Annotated in this window: 25 protein-coding genes and 1 tRNA gene; 6 read left to right on the top strand and 20 right to left on the bottom strand. The window is 41.2% G+C overall.

The window, feature by feature from the left end; genetic code table 11:
- Positions 1–67: 67 nt before the first annotated feature.
- The 17 genes from nuoK to WG989_RS08820 form a co-directional block, all read right to left on the bottom strand.
- A complete protein-coding gene (gene nuoK / locus WG989_RS08900) occupies positions 68–403 on the bottom strand; it encodes an NADH-quinone oxidoreductase subunit NuoK (RefSeq protein WP_340428782.1) in 336 nt (111 codons plus the stop codon).
- Positions 404–495: 92 nt separating this feature from the next.
- Positions 496–999 (bottom strand): NADH-quinone oxidoreductase subunit J family protein, encoded by a 504-nt coding sequence (locus WG989_RS08895; RefSeq protein ID WP_340428781.1) that lies wholly within the window; start codon positions 997–999, stop codon positions 496–498.
- A 70-nt stretch (positions 1,000–1,069) separates the two neighbouring features.
- The gene (gene nuoI / locus WG989_RS08890) at positions 1,070–1,633 is read right to left on the bottom strand and encodes an NADH-quinone oxidoreductase subunit NuoI (protein WP_340428780.1); all 564 of its coding nucleotides are present in this window, start codon (positions 1,631–1,633) and stop codon (positions 1,070–1,072) included.
- Between the two features lie 193 nt (positions 1,634–1,826).
- Complete coding sequence (gene nuoH / locus WG989_RS08885; protein ID WP_340428778.1) at positions 1,827–2,879, bottom strand: NADH-quinone oxidoreductase subunit NuoH; 1,053 nt, start codon at positions 2,877–2,879, stop codon at positions 1,827–1,829.
- A gap of 5 nt (positions 2,880–2,884) precedes the next feature.
- Positions 2,885–3,997: an NADH-quinone oxidoreductase subunit G gene (locus WG989_RS08880; RefSeq protein WP_340428776.1), complete on the bottom strand. Its 1,113-nt coding sequence runs from the start codon at positions 3,995–3,997 to the stop codon at positions 2,885–2,887.
- 35 nt (positions 3,998–4,032) lie between these two features.
- Positions 4,033–4,383 carry a four helix bundle protein gene (locus tag WG989_RS08875; protein ID WP_340431697.1) on the bottom strand — a complete coding sequence of 117 codons (351 nt, stop codon included), beginning with the start codon at positions 4,381–4,383 and terminating at the stop codon, positions 4,033–4,035.
- Between the two features lie 28 nt (positions 4,384–4,411).
- Positions 4,412–5,767 (bottom strand): NADH-quinone oxidoreductase subunit NuoF, encoded by a 1,356-nt coding sequence (nuoF, locus tag WG989_RS08870; RefSeq protein WP_340428775.1) that lies wholly within the window; start codon positions 5,765–5,767, stop codon positions 4,412–4,414.
- Positions 5,768–5,868: 101 nt separating this feature from the next.
- Positions 5,869–6,072, bottom strand: a complete 204-nt coding sequence (locus tag WG989_RS08865) for a hypothetical protein (protein WP_340428773.1) — start codon at positions 6,070–6,072, stop codon at positions 5,869–5,871.
- Between the two features lies 1 nt (position 6,073).
- A complete protein-coding gene (gene nuoE / locus WG989_RS08860; RefSeq protein ID WP_340428772.1) occupies positions 6,074–6,562 on the bottom strand; it encodes an NADH-quinone oxidoreductase subunit NuoE in 489 nt (162 codons plus the stop codon).
- Positions 6,563–6,607: 45 nt separating this feature from the next.
- Positions 6,608–7,834 (bottom strand): NADH-quinone oxidoreductase subunit D, encoded by a 1,227-nt coding sequence (locus WG989_RS08855; protein ID WP_340428770.1) that lies wholly within the window; start codon positions 7,832–7,834, stop codon positions 6,608–6,610.
- 20 nt (positions 7,835–7,854) lie between these two features.
- Entirely contained in the window at positions 7,855–8,373 is a 519-nt protein-coding gene (locus tag WG989_RS08850; RefSeq protein WP_340428769.1) for an NADH-quinone oxidoreductase subunit C, read from the bottom strand.
- Positions 8,374–8,442: 69 nt separating this feature from the next.
- Positions 8,443–9,033, bottom strand: a complete 591-nt coding sequence (locus tag WG989_RS08845) for an NADH-quinone oxidoreductase subunit B (RefSeq protein WP_324229264.1) — start codon at positions 9,031–9,033, stop codon at positions 8,443–8,445.
- 115 nt (positions 9,034–9,148) lie between these two features.
- Positions 9,149–9,568, bottom strand: a complete 420-nt coding sequence (locus WG989_RS08840) for an NADH-quinone oxidoreductase subunit A (protein WP_340428767.1) — start codon at positions 9,566–9,568, stop codon at positions 9,149–9,151.
- Positions 9,569–9,686: 118 nt separating this feature from the next.
- Positions 9,687–11,453, bottom strand: a complete 1,767-nt coding sequence (locus WG989_RS08835) for a tetratricopeptide repeat protein (protein WP_340428766.1) — start codon at positions 11,451–11,453, stop codon at positions 9,687–9,689.
- 56 nt (positions 11,454–11,509) lie between these two features.
- On the bottom strand, positions 11,510–12,445 hold the full coding sequence (locus tag WG989_RS08830; RefSeq protein WP_340428763.1) for a PstS family phosphate ABC transporter substrate-binding protein: 936 nt from the start codon (positions 12,443–12,445) through the stop codon (positions 11,510–11,512).
- A gap of 3 nt (positions 12,446–12,448) precedes the next feature.
- Entirely contained in the window at positions 12,449–12,688 is a 240-nt protein-coding gene (locus WG989_RS08825; RefSeq protein WP_340428761.1) for a hypothetical protein, read from the bottom strand.
- 36 nt (positions 12,689–12,724) lie between these two features.
- Entirely contained in the window at positions 12,725–13,546 is an 822-nt protein-coding gene (locus tag WG989_RS08820; RefSeq protein ID WP_340428760.1) for an energy transducer TonB, read from the bottom strand.
- 285 nt (positions 13,547–13,831) lie between these two features.
- Here WG989_RS08820 and WG989_RS08815 point away from each other — a divergent pair, with 285 nt between their 5' ends.
- The 5 genes from WG989_RS08815 (at position 13,832) to WG989_RS08795 (ending at position 19,490) form a co-directional block, all read left to right on the top strand.
- On the top strand, positions 13,832–14,323 hold the full coding sequence (locus WG989_RS08815; protein ID WP_340428758.1) for a low molecular weight protein-tyrosine-phosphatase: 492 nt from the start codon (positions 13,832–13,834) through the stop codon (positions 14,321–14,323).
- Positions 14,324–14,396: 73 nt separating this feature from the next.
- Positions 14,397–15,758 carry a histidine--tRNA ligase gene (gene hisS, locus WG989_RS08810; RefSeq protein ID WP_340428757.1) on the top strand — a complete coding sequence of 454 codons (1,362 nt, stop codon included), beginning with the start codon at positions 14,397–14,399 and terminating at the stop codon, positions 15,756–15,758.
- Between the two features lie 94 nt (positions 15,759–15,852).
- A tRNA-Ser gene (locus WG989_RS08805) sits at positions 15,853–15,941 on the top strand.
- Between the two features lie 130 nt (positions 15,942–16,071).
- The gene (locus WG989_RS08800) at positions 16,072–18,945 is read left to right on the top strand and encodes a T9SS type A sorting domain-containing protein (RefSeq protein ID WP_340428756.1); all 2,874 of its coding nucleotides are present in this window, start codon (positions 16,072–16,074) and stop codon (positions 18,943–18,945) included.
- A 50-nt stretch (positions 18,946–18,995) separates the two neighbouring features.
- Entirely contained in the window at positions 18,996–19,490 is a 495-nt protein-coding gene (locus WG989_RS08795) for a hypothetical protein (RefSeq protein ID WP_340428754.1), read from the top strand.
- Between the two features lie 38 nt (positions 19,491–19,528).
- Here the strand turns inward: WG989_RS08795 and WG989_RS08790 are convergent, their stop codons facing one another.
- Positions 19,529–20,725: an acetyl-CoA C-acyltransferase gene (locus tag WG989_RS08790; protein ID WP_340428752.1), complete on the bottom strand. Its 1,197-nt coding sequence runs from the start codon at positions 20,723–20,725 to the stop codon at positions 19,529–19,531.
- A 67-nt stretch (positions 20,726–20,792) separates the two neighbouring features.
- Between WG989_RS08790 and rlmN the strand changes: the two genes are divergently transcribed.
- Positions 20,793–21,851 (top strand): dual-specificity RNA methyltransferase RlmN, encoded by a 1,059-nt coding sequence (gene rlmN / locus WG989_RS08785; protein WP_340428750.1) that lies wholly within the window; start codon positions 20,793–20,795, stop codon positions 21,849–21,851.
- A gap of 85 nt (positions 21,852–21,936) precedes the next feature.
- On the opposite strand, the gene WG989_RS08780 is transcribed toward rlmN, so the two are convergent.
- Complete coding sequence (locus WG989_RS08780) at positions 21,937–24,822, bottom strand: outer membrane beta-barrel protein (protein ID WP_340428749.1); 2,886 nt, start codon at positions 24,820–24,822, stop codon at positions 21,937–21,939.
- Positions 24,819–26,057 (bottom strand): 6-bladed beta-propeller, encoded by a 1,239-nt coding sequence (locus WG989_RS08775; protein WP_340428748.1) that lies wholly within the window; start codon positions 26,055–26,057, stop codon positions 24,819–24,821. The genes WG989_RS08780 and WG989_RS08775 overlap by 4 nt, the downstream gene beginning before the upstream one ends.
- Positions 26,058–26,306: the final 249 nt, after the last annotated feature.

Below are 26,306 nucleotides of genomic sequence, written 5' to 3'. Positions count from 1 at the left end.
AAGTACGAGGTACAAAGTACGAAGTACACCATCCGTAGATCGTACTTCGTATTTCGTACTTGCTGCTTTAGTGTTTAAGTCTGTTCAAAAAGTTTACATCCACGCTGTGAATATTCCTGTACATCATTACAATAATGGCAAGTCCCACACTTACTTCTGCTGCTGCCACCACCATAATAAAGAATACAAACAATTGTGCTTCTGTTCCAACAATTGAAGATGGGTCAACTGCTGCTGCATTAGCATAATGCATTTTTGAAAATGCAACGAGCAACAGGTTCACCGCATTCAGCATTAATTCAATACACATAAAAATGATGATAGCATTGCGGCGTGTTAACACACCCGCTACTCCAATGCTGAATAACGCAACTGCTAAATAGATATAATTATTGATCGGCATAACTCAATTTGAAAATTTCTCAATTTGAAAATTTGAAAATTGTCAATCAGTTCATCATTTTCAAATTCTCAAATTTTCTAATTATTAATTTCTTAATCTCCCTTCTTTCCTATTACCACCGCACCTACCATTGCACTCAAAAACAACACACTGCTTATTTCAAATGGTAATACATAATCAGTAAACAATGTTTTACCTAATGTTTTAATTAACCCTGCTTCACCTCCCATGTTTACTTGCTGTTCCTGCAAGATTTCAGTTTGGCGTAATGCTGCGATAAACACCAGCATCAAACTGCCCCCTGCGACGGTACCAGCAATTTTCAGCCATTTATTTTTTTGTGGCTCTGTCTCTGCGTTCATATTCATGAGCATGATCACGAAAAGGAACAATACCATGATAGCGCCTGCATACACAATGATGTTCACCACGGCAAGAAACTGTGCGTTCAATAAAATATAATGACCGGAAATAGCAAAGAATACAACAATCAACCACAGTACACTGTACACCGGGTTTTTGCTGGTAACCATCATCAAGGCTCCAAATACTGCAAGAATTGCGAGAAACCAGAATAAAATTTGAGTAATCTCCATAATCTTTTAAGTTCGAAGTAGGAAGTAGGAAGTACGTAATTCGCACCTCGTAGTTCGTACTTCTGTATTTTTACATCTGTTGATTGGCTTTCGCCTTTCGTTCGTCAATTAATCCTTTTGCTTTGGTAAATGCTTCCGGGTTTTCCTTTGGATGAGGAATCACCAGGTTGTCTTTACCATATATAAAACTTTGTCTGCTGTAATTCGCAGGCGCAAATGTTTCCGTTAAATAAATTGCATCTTTCGGACAAGCCTCTTCACACAAACCACAGAAAATACAACGCAGCATATTGATCTCGTACTTCGCTGCATATTTTTCTTCACGATATAAATGTTCTTCGCCTGGCAAACGTTCTGCTGCATCCATTGTAATGGCTTCTGCCGGACAAGCAACTGCACACAAACCACAAGCCGTACAATTTTCACGTCCCTCTTCATCACGGTTCAGGATATGCAAACCACGAAACACAGGACTGAATGGTCTTGTTTGTTCAGGGTATTGAATCGTTACCTTCTTTTTAAAAATATGCGAAAACGTGATCCCCATTCCTTTGAAAATTGCAGGCAGATAAATCTTTTCTGCAATGCTCATCGGTTTACGGTCTACCAGTTTTGCTTTGTTTGTTAATTGCATCAACGTTTTTTATAAAAGTTTGCAAATATATTTTTTGTCATCCACTTCAACTCTCTCTTCTTCTGTTGTTGCGTCGCACTCTTGTACTGCAACAATTTTATTCATCAATCCGCCCCTTCAATCTTTCTCACTTTCTAATTTCCTGCACGCTCCGCATCGTTCACTCATCACTGATCATTCATCACTCATCTTATCATTTCTTCAAAAACAAAATCACTGCCGCTGTAACCAACATATTAAACAAGGCTAAAGGAATCAATCCTTTCCAACCAAGGTTCATCAACTGATCGTAACGGAACCTTGGAACCGTCCAACGTACCCACATGAATATGAAAATGAACACAAGAATTTTAAAGAATAATGCAGCGGCACCTAACAAGGCCATGATGTTAGCAGAGAAACCCCATGCACTTTCATCATAGAAAGGAATAATATCATAGCCGCCAAAATACAAGGTAGCCATCACCGCACTGCTGATGAACATATTGATGTATTCAGCAAACAAATAGAAACCCAATTTCAAACTTGAATATTCTGAGTGGTAACCACCGATCAATTCATTCTCTGCTTCAGCAAGGTCAAATGGTGTACGGTTACATTCTGCAAATGCACATACTAAGAATATAAAAAAGCCGAGAGGTTGAACAAAAAAGTTCCACCAACCTTCCTGCTGTTGCTTCACCATTTCACCAAGGCTCAATGTTCCGGTGATCATGATCAAAGCGATCAATGCAATACCCATCGCCAGTTCATATGAAATGATCTGTGAGGCTGCACGCAAACCACCCATTAACGAGAATTTGTTGTTACTCGCCCATGAACCGATCATGATACCATATACGCCTAAACTTAAAATACCAAACACATACAGGATACCAATATTTACATCAGCAATTTGCAATGAGATGGTACGTCCGAATAATTCTACTTTGTCGCCCCATGGAATAACAGCGCTGGTTAACATGGCTGTTATCATGGCTAAAGATGGACCGAGAATAAATAAAATTTTATTGGAAGAAGTGGGGATGATCTCCTCTTTGAAAAACATTTTCAAACCATCGGCAAGCGGTTGTAAAATACCAAACGGGCCTGCACGGTTGGGACCAACACGATCCTGTATCCATGCCGCCACTTTGCGTTCGCCGAACGTCATGTACAGCGCAACCACCAATGAAACGGTGATGATGAATGCGATGAAGATGAATTTCTCCAGCACCAATGCCCAATCAACTGCTAATAAAATCATATCCTTTAATTTCCTTTCTCTATTTGTTTAAATGACTCCGACGTTGCCGGGCCTTTTATTTCACTCAACTCCACCTGGTTCACTTCAGTTACATCTTTAATGTTCATGAGCAACTTCGGATCTCTTCCACCCATTACTTTCTTAATTGTTTCATTCGGTTTCACTCCATTCTCATAATGCCCTTGTGAGATCACTGAGTGACGGTTAACATGTGATGGTCCTTCAATGATCCAGTCGCTTGCTTTTTTACGTTCAAAGCGACAAGTATTACAGATCCATCCTGTTTCACCTTTTGTTGTATCTTTTACTTCACCCCATTCATCTTTACGTGCAGTTACACGAAGTACTTCATCGCCACGCATCCACAGTTGCACTTCACCACTACATTTATCACAGTTGCAATGTGCATCAACCGGCTTTGTAAACCACACACGGTTTTTGAAACGGAATGTTCTGTCGGTTAATGCACCTACAGGACAAACATCAATTACGTTACCGATGAAATCATTATCTAAACTCTTCTCGATATAAGTTGCAATTTCAGAATGATCGCCACGCATTAAAATACCATGTTTGCGTTCATTCGTTACCTGGTCGGCAGTGTACACACAACGATAGCAAAGAATGCAACGTGTCATGTGCAACTGAATGTATGGACCAAGATCATGCTTATCAAATGTTCTGCGTTTGAACTCGTAACGGCTGGCACCTTTGCCATGTTCGTAACTGAGATCCTGCAAATGACATTCACCTGCCTGGTCGCAGATGGGGCAATCCAACGGATGATTGATTAATAAAAATTCAACCACACCATTTCTTGCATCAATCACACGATCGCTGGTAATATTTTTCACCACCATTCCGTCCATTACATTGGTACGGCAACTTGCCACCAACTTTGGCATTGGTCGTGGATCAGCCGCAGAACCTGCAGCCACTTCCACTAAGCAAGTACGGCACTTACCACCACTATCTTTCAGCTTTGTGTAATAACACATCGCCGGCGGCGCCACATCACCACCTACTTTACGTGCAGCCTGCAGGATAGTTGTTCCCGGCTCCACTTCAACGGTGATGTTGTCGATGGTTACTGTAAATAATTTCTTTTCGTCAGCCATATAAAAGGTCAAAAGTTATAATTCAAAACCAAAAACTAATCTGGTTTCTTCAGTTTAATAATTGTAGCAGCCAAAATCTTCGATAGCTCATCTGCTTCTTTCAAAATTGCCTTCAACTCATCCGATGTTTCGTCAAACCCATCTCGTAATAAACAAATCCAATATTTCGATTCATTCGCCGATTTCAATGCAATCTCATAATATCGTTTAAATTCAAGTCTTGAAGAACTGTTCTTCGCTTCTGTAACATTCGCACCAACCGACACAGAAGAACGCATCAGTTGCTTAACGATTACAAGACTCAAACTATCCCACTTCTTACTTTTTAAGAACTTTATCATCTGAAGTGAAAAACGATAACATCTATATTTCAGATCGTTTTCCACTTTTTGCTTTTCATTTTTAACTTTTGCGTTATACTGCTGCAATCTCTAATGGTTTCGCATAATTCGCTAAACCATAATTCCTCTTCAATGCATCTGCAGGATTTGTTACATGCCATTCAAACTCATCACGGAAATGACGGATAGCTGCTGCCACCGGCCATGCTGCTGCATCACCTAACGGACAAATTGTATTTCCTTCGATCTTGCGTTGAATATCCCACAACAGATCAATATCACTCATCTTGCCTTTTCCGTTTTCAATGTTGAGCAGAATTTTTTCCATCCAACCTGTTCCCTCTCTGCAAGGTGAACATTGTCCGCAACTTTCATGACGATAGAAACGGGCTAAGGTATAAGTGTGTTTCACCACGCACTGATCTTCATCCATTGCAATAAAACCACCACTACCCATCATACTACCGGTCGCAAAACCACCATCACTCAAACTTTCATAGGTCATCATCCTAGTTTCGCCCTTTGCTGTTTTCAACAAAAGATTTGCAGGTAGAATCGGAACCGATGAACCACCGGGAATACATGCTTTCAATCTTTTATTATTAGCAATGCCTCCGCAGTACTCGTCACTGTAAATAAATTCTTCAACCGAAATATTCATTTCAATTTCATACACACCGGGCTTATTTAAGTTACCGCATGCAGAAATCAATTTTGTCCCTGTTGATTTACCAATACCAATCTTCGCATACTCATCACCACCATCATTTACAATCGGCACCACAGCTGCAATGGTTTCCACATTGTTCACCACAGTCGGGCAACCCCACAAACCTTTTACCGCAGGGAATGGAGGTTTAATACGTGGATTACCACGCTTGCCTTCCAAGCTTTCGATCAATGCAGTTTCTTCACCGCAGATATAAGCACCGGCACCAGGTTGTACAAATATGTCGCAATCAAATCCGCTGCCTAAAATATTTTTTCCTAACCAACCTGCATTGCGTGCTTCCTGTACCGCTACTTCTAAAATTTCTTTCACCCACCAGTATTCACCACGGATGTAGATATATGAAACATTACTTCCCAATGCATACGATGCTGTGATCATACCTTCAATTAACAGATGCGGAATAAATTCCATCAGGTAACGATCTTTAAACGTACCCGGCTCACTCTCATCTGCATTCACTACAAGGTAACGGGGAACTCCTTCCGGCTTTGCCAGAAAACTCCATTTCATGCCCGTAGGAAAACCTGCACCACCTCTTCCACGCAACCCGCTTTTCTTTACTTCTTCTGTTACAGCTTCGGGAGCCATTGTTTTCAATGCTTTCTCCACGCTGCGGTAACCACCTTCACGGCGATACACATCATAATGCCTGATGCCTTCAATATGTGCTTTGTCTAAAAGTAATTTTCTTCCCATATACCTCTGTCTCCTAGAGGAGAATGTTTTTAATTTTTTGTTATCAGCAATATTACTCCTGTTAAGCTGCTGTTGCGTCGCACTCTTGTACGATCTCAATTCTATTCAACATTATTATCCTTAAACCAATCGGGTTTAAAACGAATCAGGTTTCTGAGAACTAATGAACCAAGCGCCAATCCAATTCCCACAAACATCATTGGGCGCATGGTTTCTTTATCGTCAGCCATCAGGAATACAATGATCACCACCATCGCTGATGTGGACAATAAAAACCCAATGATCATCGCCATTTTCTTTGTCATCTTAGTTGGCTTTTGTTTTTCCTTCTGCAATCAATGCATCGATCTTTTCTTTTGTGAGATGTTCACGGTAATCGGGGCCCAATTGCATCATCGGAGCATACCCACAGGCGCCCAAGCATTCTACTGTTTTCAACGTAAACAAACCATCCTCCGTTGTTTGTCCGGGTTTGATGCCCAGCTTCTCGTAGATATAATCTACAATTCCATCACTGCCTCTCAACATACAAGGGCCTGTTTGACAAACTTCAAATATTGTTTTACCAACGGGCTGTAAATTATACATGCTATAGAACGTAGCTACTTCATACACTTCAATGGGAGCGATCTTCAACAACTCTGCTGTATAGTCCATTGCTTCCGAACTTAACCATCCGCCATTTTCCTTCTGCACAAAATGCAGCAATGGAAGCAACGCACTTTTTTGTTTGCCTTCGGGGTAATGAGAGATCATCTCATCTACTTTCTTCAACTGTTCTTCTGAAAACTTCATTCTTCTATTTTCAAATTTTCAAATCAATTAATTTTCAAATTGCGTTTATGCGTCTAACTCTCCAGCAATCAAATTCAAACTACTCATCACTACAATCGCATCACTCAACATACTTCCTTTCACCAATTCCTCAAATGCCTGGTAATAAATAAAACATGGACGGCGGAAATGTAAACGATAAGGAGTTCTGCCACCATCACTGATGAAATAATAACCTAACTCACCATTTGCACCTTCTACACTATTATACACTTCACCTTTCGGCATTTCAATTTCACCCATGATGATCTTGAAGTGCCAGATCAGCGCTTCCATACTGGTGTACACTTCTTTCTTCTTAGGCAAATAATATTCAGGTACATGCGCATGATATACTTCTGCATCGGCACCTTTGAAATCCTGTATCTTTTGATACGCCTGCTCAATAATGCTTAAGCTTTCCCACATTTCAACATTGCGAACGAGATATCGATCGTATGTATCGCCGGTTGTTCCAACAGGAACAATAAAATTAAAATCTTCGTAAGATGAATAAGGTGTATGAACACGCACATCATAATCTACACCGGCAGCACGCAGGTTCGGACCAGTGAAACCATAGTTCAATGCACGTTCTGCAGAAATAGGACCGCAACCAATGGTACGATCCATGAAAATCCGGTTACGGGTGAACAGGTTTTCAAATTCTTTTAATGCCTTTGGATATTCTTTGAGGAACTTTTCTAATTTTTCCCAGGCAACCGGTGTGAAGTTTCGTTCGAAACCACCAATGCGCCCAATGTTTGTTGTTAAACGGCTGCCGCAGATCTCTTCATAAATTTCATAGATCAATTCACGGAACTCCATTAGATAAACGAAACCTGAGAAGGCACCCGTATCAACACCTAAAATTGAATTACAAATCAGGTGATCGCTGATGCGTGCAAGCTCCATGAGAATGACACGCAGGTAATCAACACGCTTGGGCGTTTGAATACCTAATAATTTTTCGCAGGTAAGATGCCAGCCAATATTATTAATAGGGCTGCTGCAATAATTCAGACGATCAGTAATGGGTGTGATCTGGTAAAGCGGACGACGTTCGGCCAGCTTTTCAAATGCACGGTGAATATAGCCTACTGTTGATTCAGAAGACATCACCCGCTCACCATCCATCTCCATGATGTTTTGAAACACACCATGTGTGGCAGGATGCGTTGGCCCTACATTGAGCGTGATCGTTTGCTTCTCAATGGAACCTTCCGGTAATAATATATTTTGAACGTCACTCATTATTCATTACGCATTATTCATTAATTAATACTTCCTCCTCGTCCAAACATCTCATCATCTTTATCAATACGTGTCTGATCTTCCAACGGAAATTCTTTTCGCATCGGGAAATAATCCATCTCATCTACATTCAAAATGCGTTTGAGATTCGGATGCCCAACGAAATTCACACCGAAGAAATCATATGTTTCACGTTCCATCCAGTTGGCTGATGAATACAACTGCGTTGCTGTAAATACATCAGGAGTATTGATATCAGTAAATACTTTGAAACGGATACGCACATTATCAACCAGGTTGTGTAAGTGATACACCACTGCTAATTCACGCCCTTTATCGGTTGGATAATGCACCGCCTGCAAATCGGTAAGGAAACGAAACTGCAACGTTTCGTCATCAAATAAGAACTGGAGAACTTTTAAATTCAAATCTTTTGGCGCTTCAAATGTAAGCATGCCATACGGCTCTGAGAAAGCAGATACCTGCTCTCCAAATCTCTCTATCAGTTTGTTTTGAATCTGTTCGTTGGTTAAACTCATAAACGCTTCACGCTTTTCGCTGCTTGCTGCACGCCAAAGCTTGAAGCTAATAGCGTGAGGCTGGCAGCCTTATTGTATTCCGTAACTATCCAATAATTTTTGATAATGCTCGCTGTTACGACGGCGGAGACTTTCCTGCCCCACTAACTCCTGCACTTTCATCAAACCATCCAGAATTGCTTCCGGACGTGGAGGACAGCCCGGTACATATACATCTACCGGAACTACCTGATCAATACCCTGTAACACACTGTATGTATCGAAAATACCTCCGCTGCTGGCACACGCACCCACAGCCATTACCCAACGGGGTTCAGCCATTTGCAGGTACACCTGTTTTACAACGGGTCCCATTTTTTTAGAAATTGTACCCATCACCATCATCAGATCGCACTGGCGTGGGGTAAAGGCCATACGCTCAGAACCAAAACGACCAAGATCGTAATGGGCAGCCGCAGTTGCCATGAACTCGATACCGCAGCAGGATGTTGCAAATGGCAAAGGCCAGATTGAATTCTTGCGGGCCAGCCCCACTACTTCGCTGAGCTTGGTAGCAAAAAATCCTTCACCCATGTGACCATCGGGCATACCAACCATGCTGATGTGACCTTTGTAGTCGGTTGGTATAGGATTGATATTAAATTGTACCGGACGTGACATAATATTTTTAGTTGAAGATTTGAAATGAAATGCTCTCTACCCGTCTAACAACAACTACTGCACCACAAAGTTTGCTCAGCAGCAAGTTTCACTTTTCAAATCGTGATTGTTCAGCTTAATCTTCCCAGTTCAACGCACCTTTCTTGATAATATAATAGAACCCACACAGGAAAAATCCTACAAACATCAATACAGCCATGAATCCGCTCCATCCCAGCTCACGAAAATTCACCGCATAAGGATAGAAAAAGATCACCTCCACATCAAACAACACAAACAAAATAGCCACGAGGAAGTATTTCACCGCCATTGGCTGACGGGCATTACCATGAATTTCAATACCACTTTCAAAGTTCTCTAATTTTTGTGCTGTGGGACGTTTGGGGCCGAGTAAATGGGTAAGCACCATCATTACGGCTACAAAACCAACTGCAAACAAGATCTGAATACCTATCGGGAAGTAATTGCCCGAATCATTTACCGCCTGGGTAACGGGGGCAGCAGGATTGGACTGTAAAAAGAAAAACCATTGCATGTAAAGACGGTTTTGAATGCCGCAAAAATAAGGCAGGGTAACCGAAATTCCCTGATATAAAATAAAAATCCCCCCGCTGATGCGGAGGGATATAAGAATATGCTGATTTCTGATTCAGTTAACTGTATAATACCTTAATCCGTTCGGAATTTGTTGTTACCGAATTGCTGTTTACTCGGCCGGTTGCCTTATTGTTACCATTGCCTGTGGCCTGCGACTTATTACCAGTCAACTGGCGTTTGTATTCAGTTGCTTCGGCATCAGTTGGATCGATTGCCAGTATCTTATCACAAAACTCAATTGCTACCTTGTAATCTTTTTTTACGAAGATATTATAGCCGATGAAGTATTTGTAAGCAAGTTTCACCTGCGGACGGAAGGAAACAGAATCTTTGCTGGCCGATGCTACCTGAACAAATTTTTCAAAATGAGGGTTTGCCATTCCATTCACCATGCTGGTATCAATGCTCCAGTTGGCACGAGCACGCCAGTAGTAACCATATGCCTGCTCAGGATATTGTTGTGTATATACTGCAAACACACTGTCGGATTTTGCATAATAGTTGAAATCACCTTCGCCCCCTGCATCAAAAAAGGCACGACCTAAATTATACAGATCCACATTGCTTGGAGTTTTTTTAGCATGATATTGTTTTTCAAGCCAATAAGCTGTTGCTCTTTTATCACCTTTACGTTTTGCAAAGTCAACTGCTTTTTGCAAATACGAAGCTTTGTTTTCCTGAGCAGTATCGGCGTTCATTGCTTTTTCATAAAATGAATAAGCCTGTGCTTCACTCCCGGGTGTGCCAGCCAGCACATCACCCACTAACTCATAATCTTTCGGAACAATTTCCTCGGGCTTTGCCTTTGCAAAAAACTCATCAATACTTCTTTTTGCGTTTGCAAACTGAGTTACTGCAGTGATAGAATCTTTCTCTTTTGCAGCTTTTTCAGCCAGTGATTTGTAGCTATATGCTTTTAAACGATGGATACGTGGTCTGATCACATTGGCACCAACACGCTTGATCAAGTCATCACTTTGTGAAATCGCTTCAGCAAACTGGCCAGATGCATATTTCAGATCTATACGGTAGTAATCGTTCTGCGGATCGCTGTCGATCACTGCAATGTATTTATTGAGATATTGCTCTGCTTTTGTTACATCTCTGAAATACCAGTAGGCATACAAAGAATAGTGTGCAGGTCCATAATTAGGATCCATTGTTACTGCTTCTTCAAACGCAGGAAGAAAATACTCACGGTTTTTCTGACTTTCGTAGATCAAGCCTTCTTTATGTTTCGCTGCTGCATATTTTGGATTCAAATTCAATGCATTTTTAAACGCTAACACAGCATTACCACCGTCAACCAGTTTCCTGTACGAATCACCAATTACAACAAAAATTGCCGGTTCGTTGAATTTCTTAATGGTGGTTGCTTTTTGCAGTTGGGTAATTCCATAATTGGCATCACCTGCTTTTGCGTAAGCGTTTGCACGACCTACAGCCAATAACACTTCAATATCTTTTGACTTACTGCCATTTACTGCCATGTCAAAATGGTTACGGGCATCCGTTGTTTTATTTTCCAATAATTCAACATGACCCATACCCGCCAATAAAATGGGTGATGTAGTGTTTGTTTGCAAACCTGTTTGATAGGTTTGCTTTGCCTTTGCTACATCTTCCAGCCCCAAATAAGCCTGACCCAACCAATAGGCTGCTTCTTCATTTTTAGGATTGGCAGTAACCAGTTTTTCAAACACATCTTTTGCGCTGTTAAACCGTTCGTAGTAGATGAATTGTTTTCCCTCATCCAGCGATTGCGCAAACAACTGCTGCATAAAAAACATTCCCACAAATGCTAAACTTAGTGATCGTTTCATTTTTTCTTTCTTTGGTTTAAGTAATCGGTTGCTCAGGGCTGGTAAAAATATTAAAATTATTGCTTTACAGGTGGTACTAATTTCAACTGGGTTTCCCGCAGCATAAAAATCCTTCTTGCCGGAACAAGATACCCTCTTCGAAAGATCAGTTGCCCCCTGTCGCTGTTCATAAAATTCACAAATGCTTTTCCCATACCTGCGTGATTTTCTTTTAAGACGTAATAGATCTCCCTCGTGTAGGGATAACGCTTTGTTAAAATATCTTCTTGCCAGGGTTTGGTATATGTTCCCGCTTCGTCGCAACTATCACATGGCAACCAGGCGATCCGCACTTTTTTCAACTGTTCCAATTGCTGCACATCCTCAGGGTTCCCGATCCAACTTACACCTACAAATCCAACATAACCGGGGTTTTCAGCAATATACTCCACTACTTCTTTACTGCTCCGGGCTGCTGTTATCACCGACGTATTCAGCATTTTACCTTTTAAAATACTATCGATGGCAAAACGTACCGTACTGGTTGCATTCACCCCATCAAAAACCGGTTTATAAGGTAGTTTACCTGTGCCAAGCAACATTCCTGCCACTTCTTCTTTTGTAAAAACAGAATCAGGAGCATTTCTGTTCACTACCAATGTAACTGCATCGCTGGCAAGCAATTCACTTTTTGGATATAAACCTAAGGAATCGAAATAATAACGGGCTTCGTCCTGTGTTATCTTTTTTGTAACAACCACCATGCGGATACTGTCGTTCAAAAGATCCTTCCAGCATTCTGCTTCAGGCTTGTAATGGGCAATAATTTTTGCTTTGGGGTAAGATGACTGGAATACCAGTATCTGTTCTTCAATAATAGGCTTGAACGATTCATCAACACTAATATGAATGGTGCCTTTTGTAGAAGTATCTGTTGGCTGAGGCTTTTTTTCTTTACAGGAAAAAAGGAAAACAGCCGCTGTTACACACAAGATCAAACTCCACTTTATCATGCGTTACGAAGGATTATTGTAGGTTTTGACGCCCCGGAAAATCCGGAAAGCACCGTAAAGAAAAGCTGCAATACCAAATATCATTACCGATTGAGGCGGCGGAAATGTTATTTCCAACCCGATGTACTTCGACAATGCCAACGCTCCCCCAACAAGTACATACACAATACCCATTACAATATCAAATACTGCTTTTACATTGATGGGCTTATTTTTTTTCCTGAAATCTTCCTGTATGGACATGTACATGTTTTAGGGAGCGGGCAAGTTAATTAATTTTTATTCTTCAGGTGCTGTAAAGGTTACCGGTTGTGTAAAATACGAGGCTACTGGTTTACCACGTTGTTTTCCAGGTTTCCATTTGGGCATATGGCCAATTACCCGCAGCACTTCTTTGTCGAACTCTTTGCCTGCACTTTGGCTAATCACAACGTCTGTTACTTCACCGTTTAAATTCACAACAAATTTCACCCGAACGGTTTTGCGGTCGCCCGATTCCAGTTCGTCGGGTACACGAAGCATCCGCTGCAGGTATTTTGTCCAGGCAGCCATGCCACCGGGGAACTCAGGGTTTTCATCGGGATGCTCGACGATAGCTGGTTCTTCAGGGGCGGGTGTTTGGGGTGGTGTGGGAGTGATATTTATTTCAGCTCCCTTATTGGCCTGAATCAACTCTTCTCCACCAGGTGTACCAGGGTCTTCAATTGGTCCGGGATTATATTTGGCTGTATCGGTTCTATCCGGCACTTCATTTACAACCTTATCATCATCCACAATTTTCGGCACAAAGTCGGGCTTTGTAGGAGGCTGTTCGGCCACAGTTCGTTCCTCTGTTTTTTTCTCCTTTGGCTTTTCAATTTCTTTTACTTTATCAAATTCGTGATCGGGCTTCAGATGAATTGTAACAGCTCTGTCAACCGGTTTTTTTGGCTGACTCATTACAATCACGGAGGCAACACCTACCAACAGCAACATAGTTGCCATCGCCTTTTTCAAATGTGACGGATAAGCCTTTCGGATGGAATAAGCACCATATGCTTTGTTTCTGTTTTCAAATAAAATATCCAACAGATCGGCGGTAAGAATTTGTTCGCTTTTCATGTTTTTACAGTTTGGTTGTGAAAAATGAACAGGCTATGAGTGCACACGCCTCATCAAATGCTCTGTTCGTGTTTTACTACTTCATGAAAAACAAAAGTTCATTGCATGTACGTCGGCCGACTGATGTTGAAACGATTGTTTAGAGAACAGTACTTGATTTTTTCTGTTCTGTAGTGAGATGCGTTGCTGAAATAAATCCACAAAACAAGTACGATGTCAGAAGCTCGAAGTACAAACCTGAAACTTGTATCCTGTAACTTGTAACTCTCAATTATCTTTGCGCCCATGCGTATTTTAATGGTTTGTTTGGGAAATATTTGCAGAAGTCCGTTGGCAGAAGGTGTGCTGCAACACAAAGCATGGAAAGCAGGGTTACAGTGGAGTGTGGAAAGTGCGGGTACAGGAGCATGGCATGCAGGTGAGCCACCGCATCATTTAAGCATAAAAGTGGCAAAGCTGAATGGTGTTGATATCGGTAACCAACGTGCACGGCAATTTGTGAAAGATGATTTTCTGAACTACGATTTTATTTATGTAATGGACAGCAGCAATTACATCGATGTAAAACAAATGAGCGGCAAGTTGTGGCAAGAAGAAAAAGTAGATCTGCTGTTGAATGAATTATATCCCGGTGAAAACAGAGCAGTTCCTGATCCGTGGTACGGTAAAGAGGATGGCTATCACAAAGTGTATGAAATGATTGATAAGGCATGTGAGAAAATAATACAGAAGCACCTTATAGGAAATACGAAGTATGAGGTAAGAAGTACGAAGTAAGAAGATGTCGGATGTATGATTGCTGATTTATGATTGAATGCAACAACAATAAACTATAAACAATAATTGAAGAATGGCAAAGGTGAATGTATCACTACCGCAAGGTACAAGAGATTTTGGAGCAGATGTTGTTCGCAAACGCAATTACATTTTTAATACCATCAAATCTGTTTTTGAATTATATGGTTTTGAACCATTGGAAACCCCTGCCATGGAAAATCTTGATACGTTGATGGGCAAGTATGGTGAGGAAGGAGATAAACTGATCTTCAAAATTTTGAACAATGGTTTAGATAATCCTGCCAAACAACAACAAACGAAAGATGAATTTGAAAAAATACTTGCCGGCAAAAATTCAAGTGCAATTACTGAACGTGCTTTGAAATATGATCTTACAATTCCGTTTGCACGTTATGTAGCCATGAATCACAATCAACTCACGATGCCGTTCAAACGCTATCAGGTGCAGCCGGTTTGGAGGGCTGATCGTCCGCAGAAAGGACGTTACCGTGAGTTTTATCAATGTGATGCGGATGTGGTGGGCAGTAAATCATTGTTAAATGAAGTGGAGCTGACCAATATATACGCTACTGTTTTTCAAAAGCTCGGGGTTGATGTAGAAATAAAGATCAACAGCCGGAAAATTTTAGCTGCATTAGCTGAAGTATGTGGTGGCAGCGAAAAGATGGTAGATATTACAATCGCCATTGACAAGTTGGATAAGATCGGTTTAGAAAAAGTAAAAGAAGAATTGGCACACCGTGGATTAACTGTTGAGCAGATTACCATCATTGAAAAATATTTACTCATCACAGGTAGTAATGAAGAAAAACTGCAACAGATCAAATCATTGCTGGGTGAAACGGAACTAGGTAAGCAGGGCATTGAAGAATTGGAAACTGTTAGTCTGCAATCAGCAATTGGCAATCTGCAATTCGACTTTACCCTTGCTCGTGGATTAAATTATTATACCGGTATCATCTTCGAAGTAAAAGCAACGAATGTACAGATGGGAAGTATTGGCGGCGGCGGCCGTTACGACGATCTTACGGGATTATTTGGTGTACCCAATATTCCTGGTGTTGGTATTTCGTTTGGCGTTGATCGCATTTACGATGTAATGGAAGAATTAAAACTCTTCCCGGCAGGCGTACATACTGGTACAAAAATTTTGTTTTTCAATCTGGGAGATGCGGAAAGCAAAAAAGCATTTGAGCTGATGCAGCAACTCCGCAGCAAAGGCATTGCCTGCGAACTGTTTCACGAGAACAGCAAATTCGATAAGCAATTCAAGTATGCCGAGAAAAAACAAATTCCGTTTATTGTGATCATTGGCACCAAAGAACTGGAGAGCGGCACCTGCAATGTAAAGGACCTTTCATCAGGTTTACAGGAAACCTTACGCTTCGAAGAATTGCTGACGAAGTTTTCTTAAAAGTTGTTTTACAAATCATTAAAACAAATCATTTTTCTTTTTTTGGGTTGTATGGGTGCGAATCTTTATTTTTGCCACCCTTAAAATTTCAGTCGGTGAGGTGGATGAGTGGCTGAAATCAGTAGTTTGCTAAACTGCCGTACGGGTAACTCTGTACCGCGGGTTCGAATCCCGCCCTCACCGCAAAAACCATCGCTCTGGCGATGGTTTTTTGTTTTACCTGATTCCACTTCTTTCTGTCGGCATCAATACACAATACAGCTATTTCAGCCGAAAATTCATAACTTACTACTCTAATTTCAATACATTACGTATGCGTAAAACAGCCTACCTGACTTTTGCAGCAATTTTGGTTCTTGTTTCGAGCCTGTTGATTTATCATTTTACAAAAACTGAGGTTCATAACGATAAGCAGTCAATAAGTCTTATTGTTGATCGTGAAGAAGAAAAAGAAGAGGGGGGCTATAAAAAACGATTGTATGAATGGAAAATGCTACATGACCCTGCTACCGGTGAAATACCAAAAGATATCCGTATCAAGGAAGCGGAATTCTTAGCTGCTATCAAAAGCCAACAAAGCGGCATCGGTTTCCGGCAAACAATTAACAATAGTTATACCGCTGCCGGCCCTTCACAAAACGGAGGGCGCACAAGAGCGATCGCCTATGATATACGTAATAACAACGTGGTACTCGCCGCCGGAGTTTCAGGTGGAATTTTTCGTTCAACAGATGGAGGAGCAACATGGAATTATGTACACCCGGCAGTTAGCCTCGCTAATATCAATAATGTAAGAAATGTCAGTTGTCTTGCGCAAGATCCACGACCGGGTTTTCAGGATACATGGTATGCGGGAACAGGTGAACTTCTCGGCTCGTCCCCATCATATCCAAATTCGTTTGTATTTGGTGATGGCATTTATAAATCAACCAACAATGGTCTATCGTGGAGTAAGCTGCCTGTAACATCGGGAGGATACCCTTTCAATTTCATTTTCAACATGAAAGTTGCCCCTAATGGATTCCTGTACGTAGCTGCACTCAATTATATTTTACTCACCAACGATGGTGGAACAACTTGGTTCTATGCCCTTCGCACTGTATCCAATCAGAATACAGAAGGAATGATCACCGACATCGCAATTTCGAATGACGGAAGCCGCTACTATGCAAGTTTTTCAGGTATTAATTCCAGACGTGATACCGTTGGTGTTTGGACCTCAACCACAGGAACAAGTGGTTGGTCAAGAATTGCAGGTGGTGTTAATGGACAGCCGGATTCAGTTGCTGGTTGGAAGGCTTATAACAGTAATCTAAATAATGGAACAGGTTGGGGAAGAACAATTTTAACTGTTGCTCCAAGCAATCCCAATATTTTATATGTAATGTATCAAAATTCGTTAAGTGCCGGTTCGGCTCAATCTGAAGCAGATCTGTTCCGGGCGGATTTAACTTCGTTCCCGACAGTTAATTGGACAGCCAACAGAGGGCCCAATTTAACGGCAACCAGAATACGTCCGCCAATAGTGGGAGGAGGGTCGGTTACAACATATATGGAAACACAAGAAGGTTACAATATGCTCTTAGCTGTACACCCAACCAATCCGAATTTGGTTGTGGCGGGCGGCGTAAATCTCTATAAGTCTACGGATGCTTTTGCAACTCAAGGTAGTTTTATTGGTGGTCTCACTTCTACAACCTATACAGATCCCGATCTAACAAGCCATGTGGATTTTCATTCGTTTGCATTTCACCCAGGTACGCCCAACCGTTTTGTTACAGGACATGATGGAGGACTGAGTGTTACAAACGATATCACGGCTGGAACTATTAGTTGGAGTAATTTAAACGGCCAATATCAAACCCTCCAGTATTATCATGTTGCGATTGACCCAACCCCCGGTTCGCTTACTTTTGCCGGTGGTGCGCAGGATAATTCAACGACCTATCGTGACTCTAAAAGTTTATTGAGTGGATCTCCTTTACCTGCACCAACTGAAGCAAACGATCATTATGTTGTAATTGGGGGAGATGGTGGATCAGTTGGCCTGTCCGCAAGTACAACTACACAATATCTTTATGCAAGTGTTCAGGAAGGAGCTTTATATCGTCTTTTTGCAAATGGTTTAGGCAGCACTCAATCCAGCTCAATTGCTCCGTCGGGTTCACCGGGAAGTGAGTTTATTACCTATTTTCATCATGATCCTGACAACACAAATACCATTTATTATGCTGGGTTAAATACGCTTTGGCGCACCACCAGTGCAACTACAGCAAGCGCCGCAGGTGGGTGGACCCAGATGACAGGAGTAAGCAATCTTGTGGGAGTGGGAAACAGCATATTTGCTTTGGCAACTTCACGAGGTACATATGCCAGTAACAGTAGCTATCTTTTTATTGGAACCGATAATGGAAAAATTTATCGTTTACAAAATCCAAAAGATGGTGCAGCTTCCACAACGCCAGTTGACATTTCTCCTCTTTCTTTTTTGGGTATGACAAATGAGTCGCTTGTACGAGACATTGCAGTAAACCCACGCAATCCTGATACAGTACTTGCAGTGGTATCGAACTATGGTGTAGTAAGTGCCTTTTGGACCGGAAATGCTTTGTCTGCTTCTCCTACCTGGGAGGTAGCAGAAGGAAATATCAGTTTGCCTTCTTTCAGATCCTGCGCCATTGTTGCAACTGCAACCGGCGTCGAGTATTACGTAGGTACATCAATTGGTTTATTCAGCACAACCACGATCAATGGTTCTGCCTCTCCAGTTTGGGCATTGGAAGGTTCCGCAGTACTGCAAGGTGCAATTGTGAATGACCTTGCTTTACGCCCCGCTGACAATACGCTGCTGGTTGGTACCCACGGTAATGGTATGTTTTACAGTGTTATCGGCAATGTGGCAACTTCTGTTCCGGACGTGATCACAAATGACAAACGTTTTATCACATCTGTATTTCCAACCATCGCCAGCAATAATATTTATTTCCGGAAGGGGAATTTAACAGGTATTCAAACCATCAATATTCGAATTACGAGCACCAATGGACAAGTGGTAGCCCAACAACGGCAAAGCTACCAGAACGGATCTCTTTCAACACGGCAGTTAGCCAGCGGTAATTATGTTTTGGAGATATGGAGTGATGACAGAAAATATAAACATGTACAACAATTTGTGAAATCGAAATAACGGCCTATGTAAACCAACAATGCGCTGCATCCATTCTTAAAGTTGAACAGATGATAAAATATTTTGCATCACTAATGCTATTTGTGCTTTGCAGTTCGTTTCTGCACCCCGGAAAATATCCTGTGGTAAAATTATATGCATACGAACAGAAAGTGAGCGGAGGTGCGAATTTCTCATCCGACACAAAAGGAAGAGCTGTAATGAGGCAATATGTTTATCTGTTGGTACGAAATGAGCGAACAATCGAAATTGAAAAGGTGTGGATCAATGGAAGCGAAACAGCTGTAACAACCGACATCGTCCAATCGCCGGTTACCATTGAAAAGTCGATCAAGTTCGGTAACGAAGCAGCGTTTGAAACACTTGTTCCTACAACCGACCATCGTGTGATGCAGCTACTTTTTACAACTGAACCTGGCGTTGAAAAAACAATTCCTTCACGCTACCGGCAATACCCGTTACTGATTGCTTACAAGGAAGCAGGAAAACTATATTATCTCGGATCAAAAAGCTGGCAACAGTTAAGCCCGCAAGTAAATCAATAGAATTAAAAAAAATGCCTCCCTTTCAGGAGGCATTTTTTTTAATGATTCATTTCATAAATCACTGCTGCACCTTGCCCCACTCCCACACACATGGTAGCCAATCCATATTTACTTTTTCTTCTTTTCATTTCGTGCAACAATGTGGTAGAGATACGCACACCGCTGCAACCAAGCGGATGACCAATTGCGATGGCGCCTCCATTTACATTTACTTTTTCGATATCAAGACCAAGATCATGGATACAAGCAATACTTTGGGAAGCAAACGCTTCATTTAGCTCGATCAGATCAAGATCACTAACGGCAAGCCCTGCACGCAGTAATGCTTTTTGTGTTGCCGGTACAGGACCTACACCCATGACGGATGGATCCACTCCCGCCACAGCCATTGATCTTATTTTCGCCAACGGTTTCAAGTTATATTTCTTTACCGCTTCTTCGCTGGCTAATAACATTGCCGCCGCACCATCATTGATGCCACTTGAATTCCCTGCTGTAACCGTTCCTTCGTTTGCAAAAGCAGGTTTTAATTTTGCCAGTTGTTCAATACTTGTTTCCCGTGGATGTTCATCACCTTCTACAACGATTACCTGCTTCCCCTGCACAGCGTCAACTGGAATAATTTCATCGGCCCATTTGCCTGCCACTTTCGCTGCTGCATATTTTGCCTGGCTTTCCAATGCAAATTGATCTTGAGCAAGCCGTGAAATATTCCACTGCTTCGCCACATTTTCTGCCGTTTCACCCATGCTGTAAGGATGATATAATTCAGAAAGACGGGAATTCAAAAACCGCCAGCCCAATGTTGTATCGTACAATTCTGTTTTGCGGCCAAATGCATCGCTTTGTTTCGGCATTACAAATGGCGCACGACTCATACTTTCAACGCCACCTGCAATCATCAATTCGGCATCTCCATTGGAAATAGCCCTTGCACTATCCATGATCGCCTGCAAACCACTTGCACATAAACGATTTACGGTGTTCCCGGCGACCGTTACGGGTAAGCCGGCAAGGAGCGCCGCCATTCGGGCCACATTGCGATTATCTTCTCCACTTTGATTAGCAGCGCCAGCGATCACTTCTTCAATAGCATTTACATCAATGGATGCATTGCGATGTACCAATGCCTTAATCACATGAGCAAGCAGATCATCAGGGCGAACTGTAGCTAAAGCACCACCATATCTGCCGATGGGCGTGCGGAGGCAATCGATAATGTAAACTGGGTTCATATGTAATTATAAAAGTCAAATGTAAAGAACTCAATTCAATCCATTTTTGCTTTGTACCTTTGCCGCTATGCAAGTAGCGAACGAGCGAAATATCCGCCACTTAAGTCTTGAAGAAATCACGGATTTCTTCGAAAGCATGGGGGAAAAGAAATTCAGGGCAAAACAGGTGTATGAATGGCTTTGGCAGAAGCATGCCCACAGCTTTGCCGACATGACCAATCTCAGCAAAGAACTCCGTCAAAAACTCGGCGAAACATTTACACTTCCGGCATTAGCTGTTGATGCCACACAGTATTCTGCCGATGGAACGGTAAAGTCAAGATTCCGCACACATGAAGGTCATTTGGTGGAAGGTGTATTGATTCCAACCGACGAACGCAAAACAGCATGCGTTTCTTCACAGATAGGTTGTTCACTCAGTTGTAAATTTTGTGCTACCGGCTATATCGATCGGAAACGTAATTTGAATTATGATGAGATCTATGATGAAGTGGTACTCATCAATCAGCAAAGTGAGCGTGTGTATGAAAAGAAATTGACCAATATTGTGTTTATGGGTATGGGCGAGCCTTTGCTCAATTATAAAAATGTGTTGAAGGCCATTGAAAAAATCACTTCACCTGATGGGTTGGGCATGAGTCCACGCCGTATCACAGTATCAACTGCCGGTGTAGCAAAACAGATCAGACAATTGGGTGATGATGAAGTGCGTTTTAAACTGGCGTTAAGCTTACATGCGGCAACAGATGAGAAGCGTCATGAGATCATGCCCATCAATGATACCAACAACATCAAATCATTGATCGAAGCACTGAATCATTTCTATAAGAAAACAGGAAATCAGATAACGTTTGAATATATCCTCTTTAAAGATTTTAATGATTCATTGAAGGATGCAGATGATCTGATCAAAATTTACCGACAGGTGCCGGCCGACCTCATTAACATCATTGAATATAATCCAATCGACTTAGCGAAATTTCAAAAGCCAGAGGAAGAAGTGACGAATAAATTCATGGCTTATTTAGAAAAACACAAAGTAAATGCCCGTTTAAGAAGAAGCCGTGGGAAAGATATTGATGCCGCTTGCGGACAACTAGCAAATAAAGAAGGGATCAATCATTAATCGATTCTTACAACAAGTATATTTTACAAATCAGCCCCGCAGTTTTTGTGGGGCTGATTTGTATTGAGACGTGATGCTATTTTGACTACAGTCTGTTCCTGCTGGCAGCGGGTCTGCCTCCGGTCCCATTTCCACCAGTACGTCGGCCACCCGTTGCTCCGCCAAACTTGCGGGGGAAATATGAAATCGTCAACATATAAAATTGCTGCAGCCCATTGGTAACCGTAGTAGTGACGGTGTTATTACTTGAACCGATATTGATGTTTTGATTTTGCCGTAAAATGTCCATCGCTGAAAGTTTCGCCTCGAGTTGTTTGGCTTTAAAGAAACGATAGCTGATAAACGCATTCCAAAGAGCCGAGCTTTGGTTAGTTGTATTATTCTTTACATAATTCAACGTGTTGCTGAAAGTCATATCCTTCGGATACTGAAGATTAATATTTGCACCCGTTACATAGTTGGTGTTTTTAAACGAACGCAGGTTGGCCCCTGTTTGTATACTGTTACTCATATTCACACCTTGTGAAACAGAGAAGTTCACAATTTCGCCCAGTGCAAAATATATTCCCAGCGAGTTATTAATATTCTGCGAACGGGAAACCGAGAAAATATCATCAATATAATTGGGCGATTGACTGTTGTTGATCGATCCGTTATAAGAAAACTGCAACACATTCTTTTTGTTCAAACGTATTGAGGTGTTGATGTTGCCACCGATGTTCCAGTTTCTGCGACCGTCAATATTGATGAGGTAAACATTTTTCCGGCCCAGATCATCGTAAAAACTACTATCGGCAATATCATCTTTTACAATGCCTACATTGCCATTCAATCCAAAATTAATATCCGCTTTTTTGTTTCTGTTATTGCCTCTGTTATAGGTGAAATTAACGCCAAAGTTATTTGAGCTGTATGGATTTAAAAACGCATTCCCATAGTTGAACGAATAAAGATTGGCACTATCAATAATAGGAAACAATTGATCGAGGCCGGGGATCGAATAATTTTTATTGTGCGAAATAGCTGCATTGATATTATACCCATTTGCCTTTTGATAATAATAGTTGAGGCTTGTGTTTGGTGTAAAGAATGAAAAATTCCGATTCAAATTACGCTTGTTGAAATTTGACTGATCTTTTTCCCATAAAAACTGTCCACCAAGATTTGTGGAAATGGTAATTGCACGTGTATAACGGTTGGATAATCGCTTTGTAAACGACTTTGATAAATTAAGTGCCGGCTCTTCACTTACCCTGTTATGTTTATGCAGGTTGGTGATGCTTGTATTGGGCGTAAAGAATTTTCCAACAGAATCAAAATCGCTTACATTATACCGTAGGTCCGATTGGCTGACGGTAATGTTATTTGTAAGCCGGATATTGATATTCCAGAGATTATTGCTTCCAAACAGCAATCGCTTTAGCGCATTATATGTAACATTCATTGAGTTGTTCCAGTTACTGGAGTTGGTGTTGTACAATCGATTAAATGAAGTATTTCGTGCCGGATTCTCAAACGATTCAAAATCACTTAACGTATTTCGCACATTCTCACTTTCACTATAAGTTGTATTGAACCGCAATGAAAAACTTTTCAGGTTTCGTTCATCACTATCCTTATTCAGAAAATTAGCACCCAGGTGTAAGCTGCGGTTTTTCGTTTCTGCTTCAGACGATTCGTTGCTTTCGCTCACAAGGCCTTTGTCTTCGCTTTCAGTAATAGTAGCGCCCCCTGAACTGGTTCTGGATATAAAGTCGGCCAATGATGCAACAACATTGATATCCCGGTCAACATCCCGTTTATTATAATTTACTGCAAATGTTTTTGAATCATTTTCCGTTGTTGTATTACGCTGGGATGATTTAAAAAAGGAATTACCACCTGCACTGGTCTCAGCATCTGACTGCGAAAAAATATTCGTCAAACTACCACGGCCAGTCACATCAAAGGTTAACTGGTTCGTTTGTTGATTGTTGGTGGTTTCAAGAAAACTGTGCTGTACATTCGCTCCAAGAAAATAGGTATTACTAATTCCTCTTCCTCCAAAATTTGCCACATACCTGTTGCGTGGATTAAAGCTGCGGAACGTGGTTTCGCCCAATAAGGATTGCAGATTCTCCACACTTTTATTGATGTTGTTAATAGCACCACCAAGACCAAGCCTTGTTTTTTTATTATATGCCTGTAAGCCAAAGTCGGCTTCAAATCGTTTATCAGTGCCAATGCCCGCACCACCTTTTCCAAAATAGCCACGCTTCTTATCTTCTTTTAGCTTAATGTTCATTGTAAGTAACGAATCAGATGCAGTTCGCTCTGCTGCGGTTTTCGTCCGGTCTTCTTCCGTGTACACCTGTATTTTTTCGATCGCATTCTTCGGAAGATTTTGTGTAGCAATTGCTGGATCGTTCCCAAAAAAAGGTTTGCCATCTACATATACATTGGTTACCTGTTTTCCGTTTACCGTTACCGTACCATCACCCCACAATGTAATACCCGGCACTTTCCGCAGCATATCTTCCACCACTGCATTTGAATCTAGCTTGAATGCTGCCGGATTTATTTCCAACGTATCGCCATTCATTCGGATCGGCAATACTGCTTCAATAACGATTTCTCCAAGGTTTTTGAAATTGGTACCAAGTTGAATCGTTCCAAAATTATACAATGCGTTTACACTATCAAGTTTGATCGTTTTTGAAAAGGATCCGTAGCCTGATGACGTAAGGCTTATCAGCAAAGAAACATTCAGCGGTAATTTTTGAAAATTAAATTCACCCGATGTATTGGTCAATTGATAATTGAGTAAAGTAGAATCGCTTTTCTTATAGACAAGTACAGTAACAGATTCAAGTACATAATCATTGGCAGAATCTTTCACGATACCCATAACAGTTCCACCGACAACACTTGTTTTTTCCTGAGAAATAGCCAGACAAGGTAACAGCAACAGCAGGATGGTTATAAATTTCATTTGGTTTTTGCAGATGGTTTCAGGATGATGATAACAGGGTTGGATGATGGTTTACTTTTTTCGAAATAAGTATTCAATACGTCGGTGTACACAGGGTTTCTGTGTTTTTCTGCATCTCTCGAACGGAACATTGCATCAGAAGAAATACTGCTGTACAGAGTTGTATTGTCGTGGTACTGAATACCCCAACCCATTACCGGCAGAAACGCATTGGCACTGTCGGCCGAAATTTTATTGACGTTATAAAAGCGGTTGCTGTTTTTATCAAACAAAAAACGGCGGTCACGTTTTTGATAATCCAGTGAGAAAAATAAATAGTTATGAATTGGTACAATGCCATTGATGCGCCAAACATATGCCGGATTTAATTGCTTGTAACTACGCAATTCGTTTCGACTGAAATCAGTTGTAAAAAAAGTTTTGGGCACTGTATTCTCAAATGGCAATACAAAATTGTAGAGTGGTGTTACGCTGTCAAAAGTTAATTGATAAATAGTATAATAATAAGGCCTTGTAAAGAACAATGTACCCGGTTTGCCGGTAGTATAAAATTCAATATTTCCCGGATCAGCTAAATAAGATGATGTGCGTTTGGCAAATGGAAAATAAGCACCCGTTGTTTTGCTGCCATCAGATAGTTTTAATTCATAGTCAACAGAATCTTTTGCGCTTTTATCGGCCAGTACCATACTGTAAGCCCAATGATTGGGAGCAAAGTAATTGGGGTTGGTCATTGCAATTGTAAAATCAGGAATTACCGTGATCTGCTCTTTCGCAATATCAGCCAGGCTATAAAAAACCGATCGTCCGTATTTCATACTGCTTTTTGAAAACGGATTTCGAACAAGTTCATCACGTTCCTGTTCAGTTGGCCGGTAGTTTCGGTTGATCTGCAACAAATAAAGGGCATTCTCTTTTTCCATCAATTGCATCGATGCAATCGTGTATTTATCATCTTTATACTTTTTAATAAACTTCCCGGTCTTATCGAAAAAATAAAGGCCCTGTGTATCGAAATCAAAAATGATGAAATACTGCTGCGTTACCACCAACCGGCTGATTTGTCCGAAGAGGCTTTGTTTGGTTGTTTCAAGCGGTATATACGTGATGTTTTCAAACAACCTTGATGCCGGGGCACCCACGGTGGAAGCCGGATCGAAATAAAGTGTTTTAGGTGTTTGCCCTGCGAGTAGATCCGTAATCAATAAAAAAAGGGCCACAAGTACATGCTTCATAGATCAATTTGACGAGTTGTTTCAATAATTCCTGCAATATAATTTTTGAAATGTAGGATGTTACTGTTTCAATGGATGAGCGGTAGTGCAACCGTTTGGGCAGCAGGAGATTGCCAACTCAACACCCAGAGGAAAAATCGTATAAAAAACTAATGACTGTTTATCATTCACAGTACAGACTTCATACACATTTCCCGCCCTAACGCATTTCAGTTACCTTTGCGCTTCATCCTGTTGCAAAACAGCAAA

The organism is Lacibacter sp. H407, assembly GCF_037892605.1.
Classification (GTDB): domain Bacteria; phylum Bacteroidota; class Bacteroidia; order Chitinophagales; family Chitinophagaceae; genus Lacibacter.
This window is presented reverse-complemented; position numbering and strand designations above follow the sequence as displayed.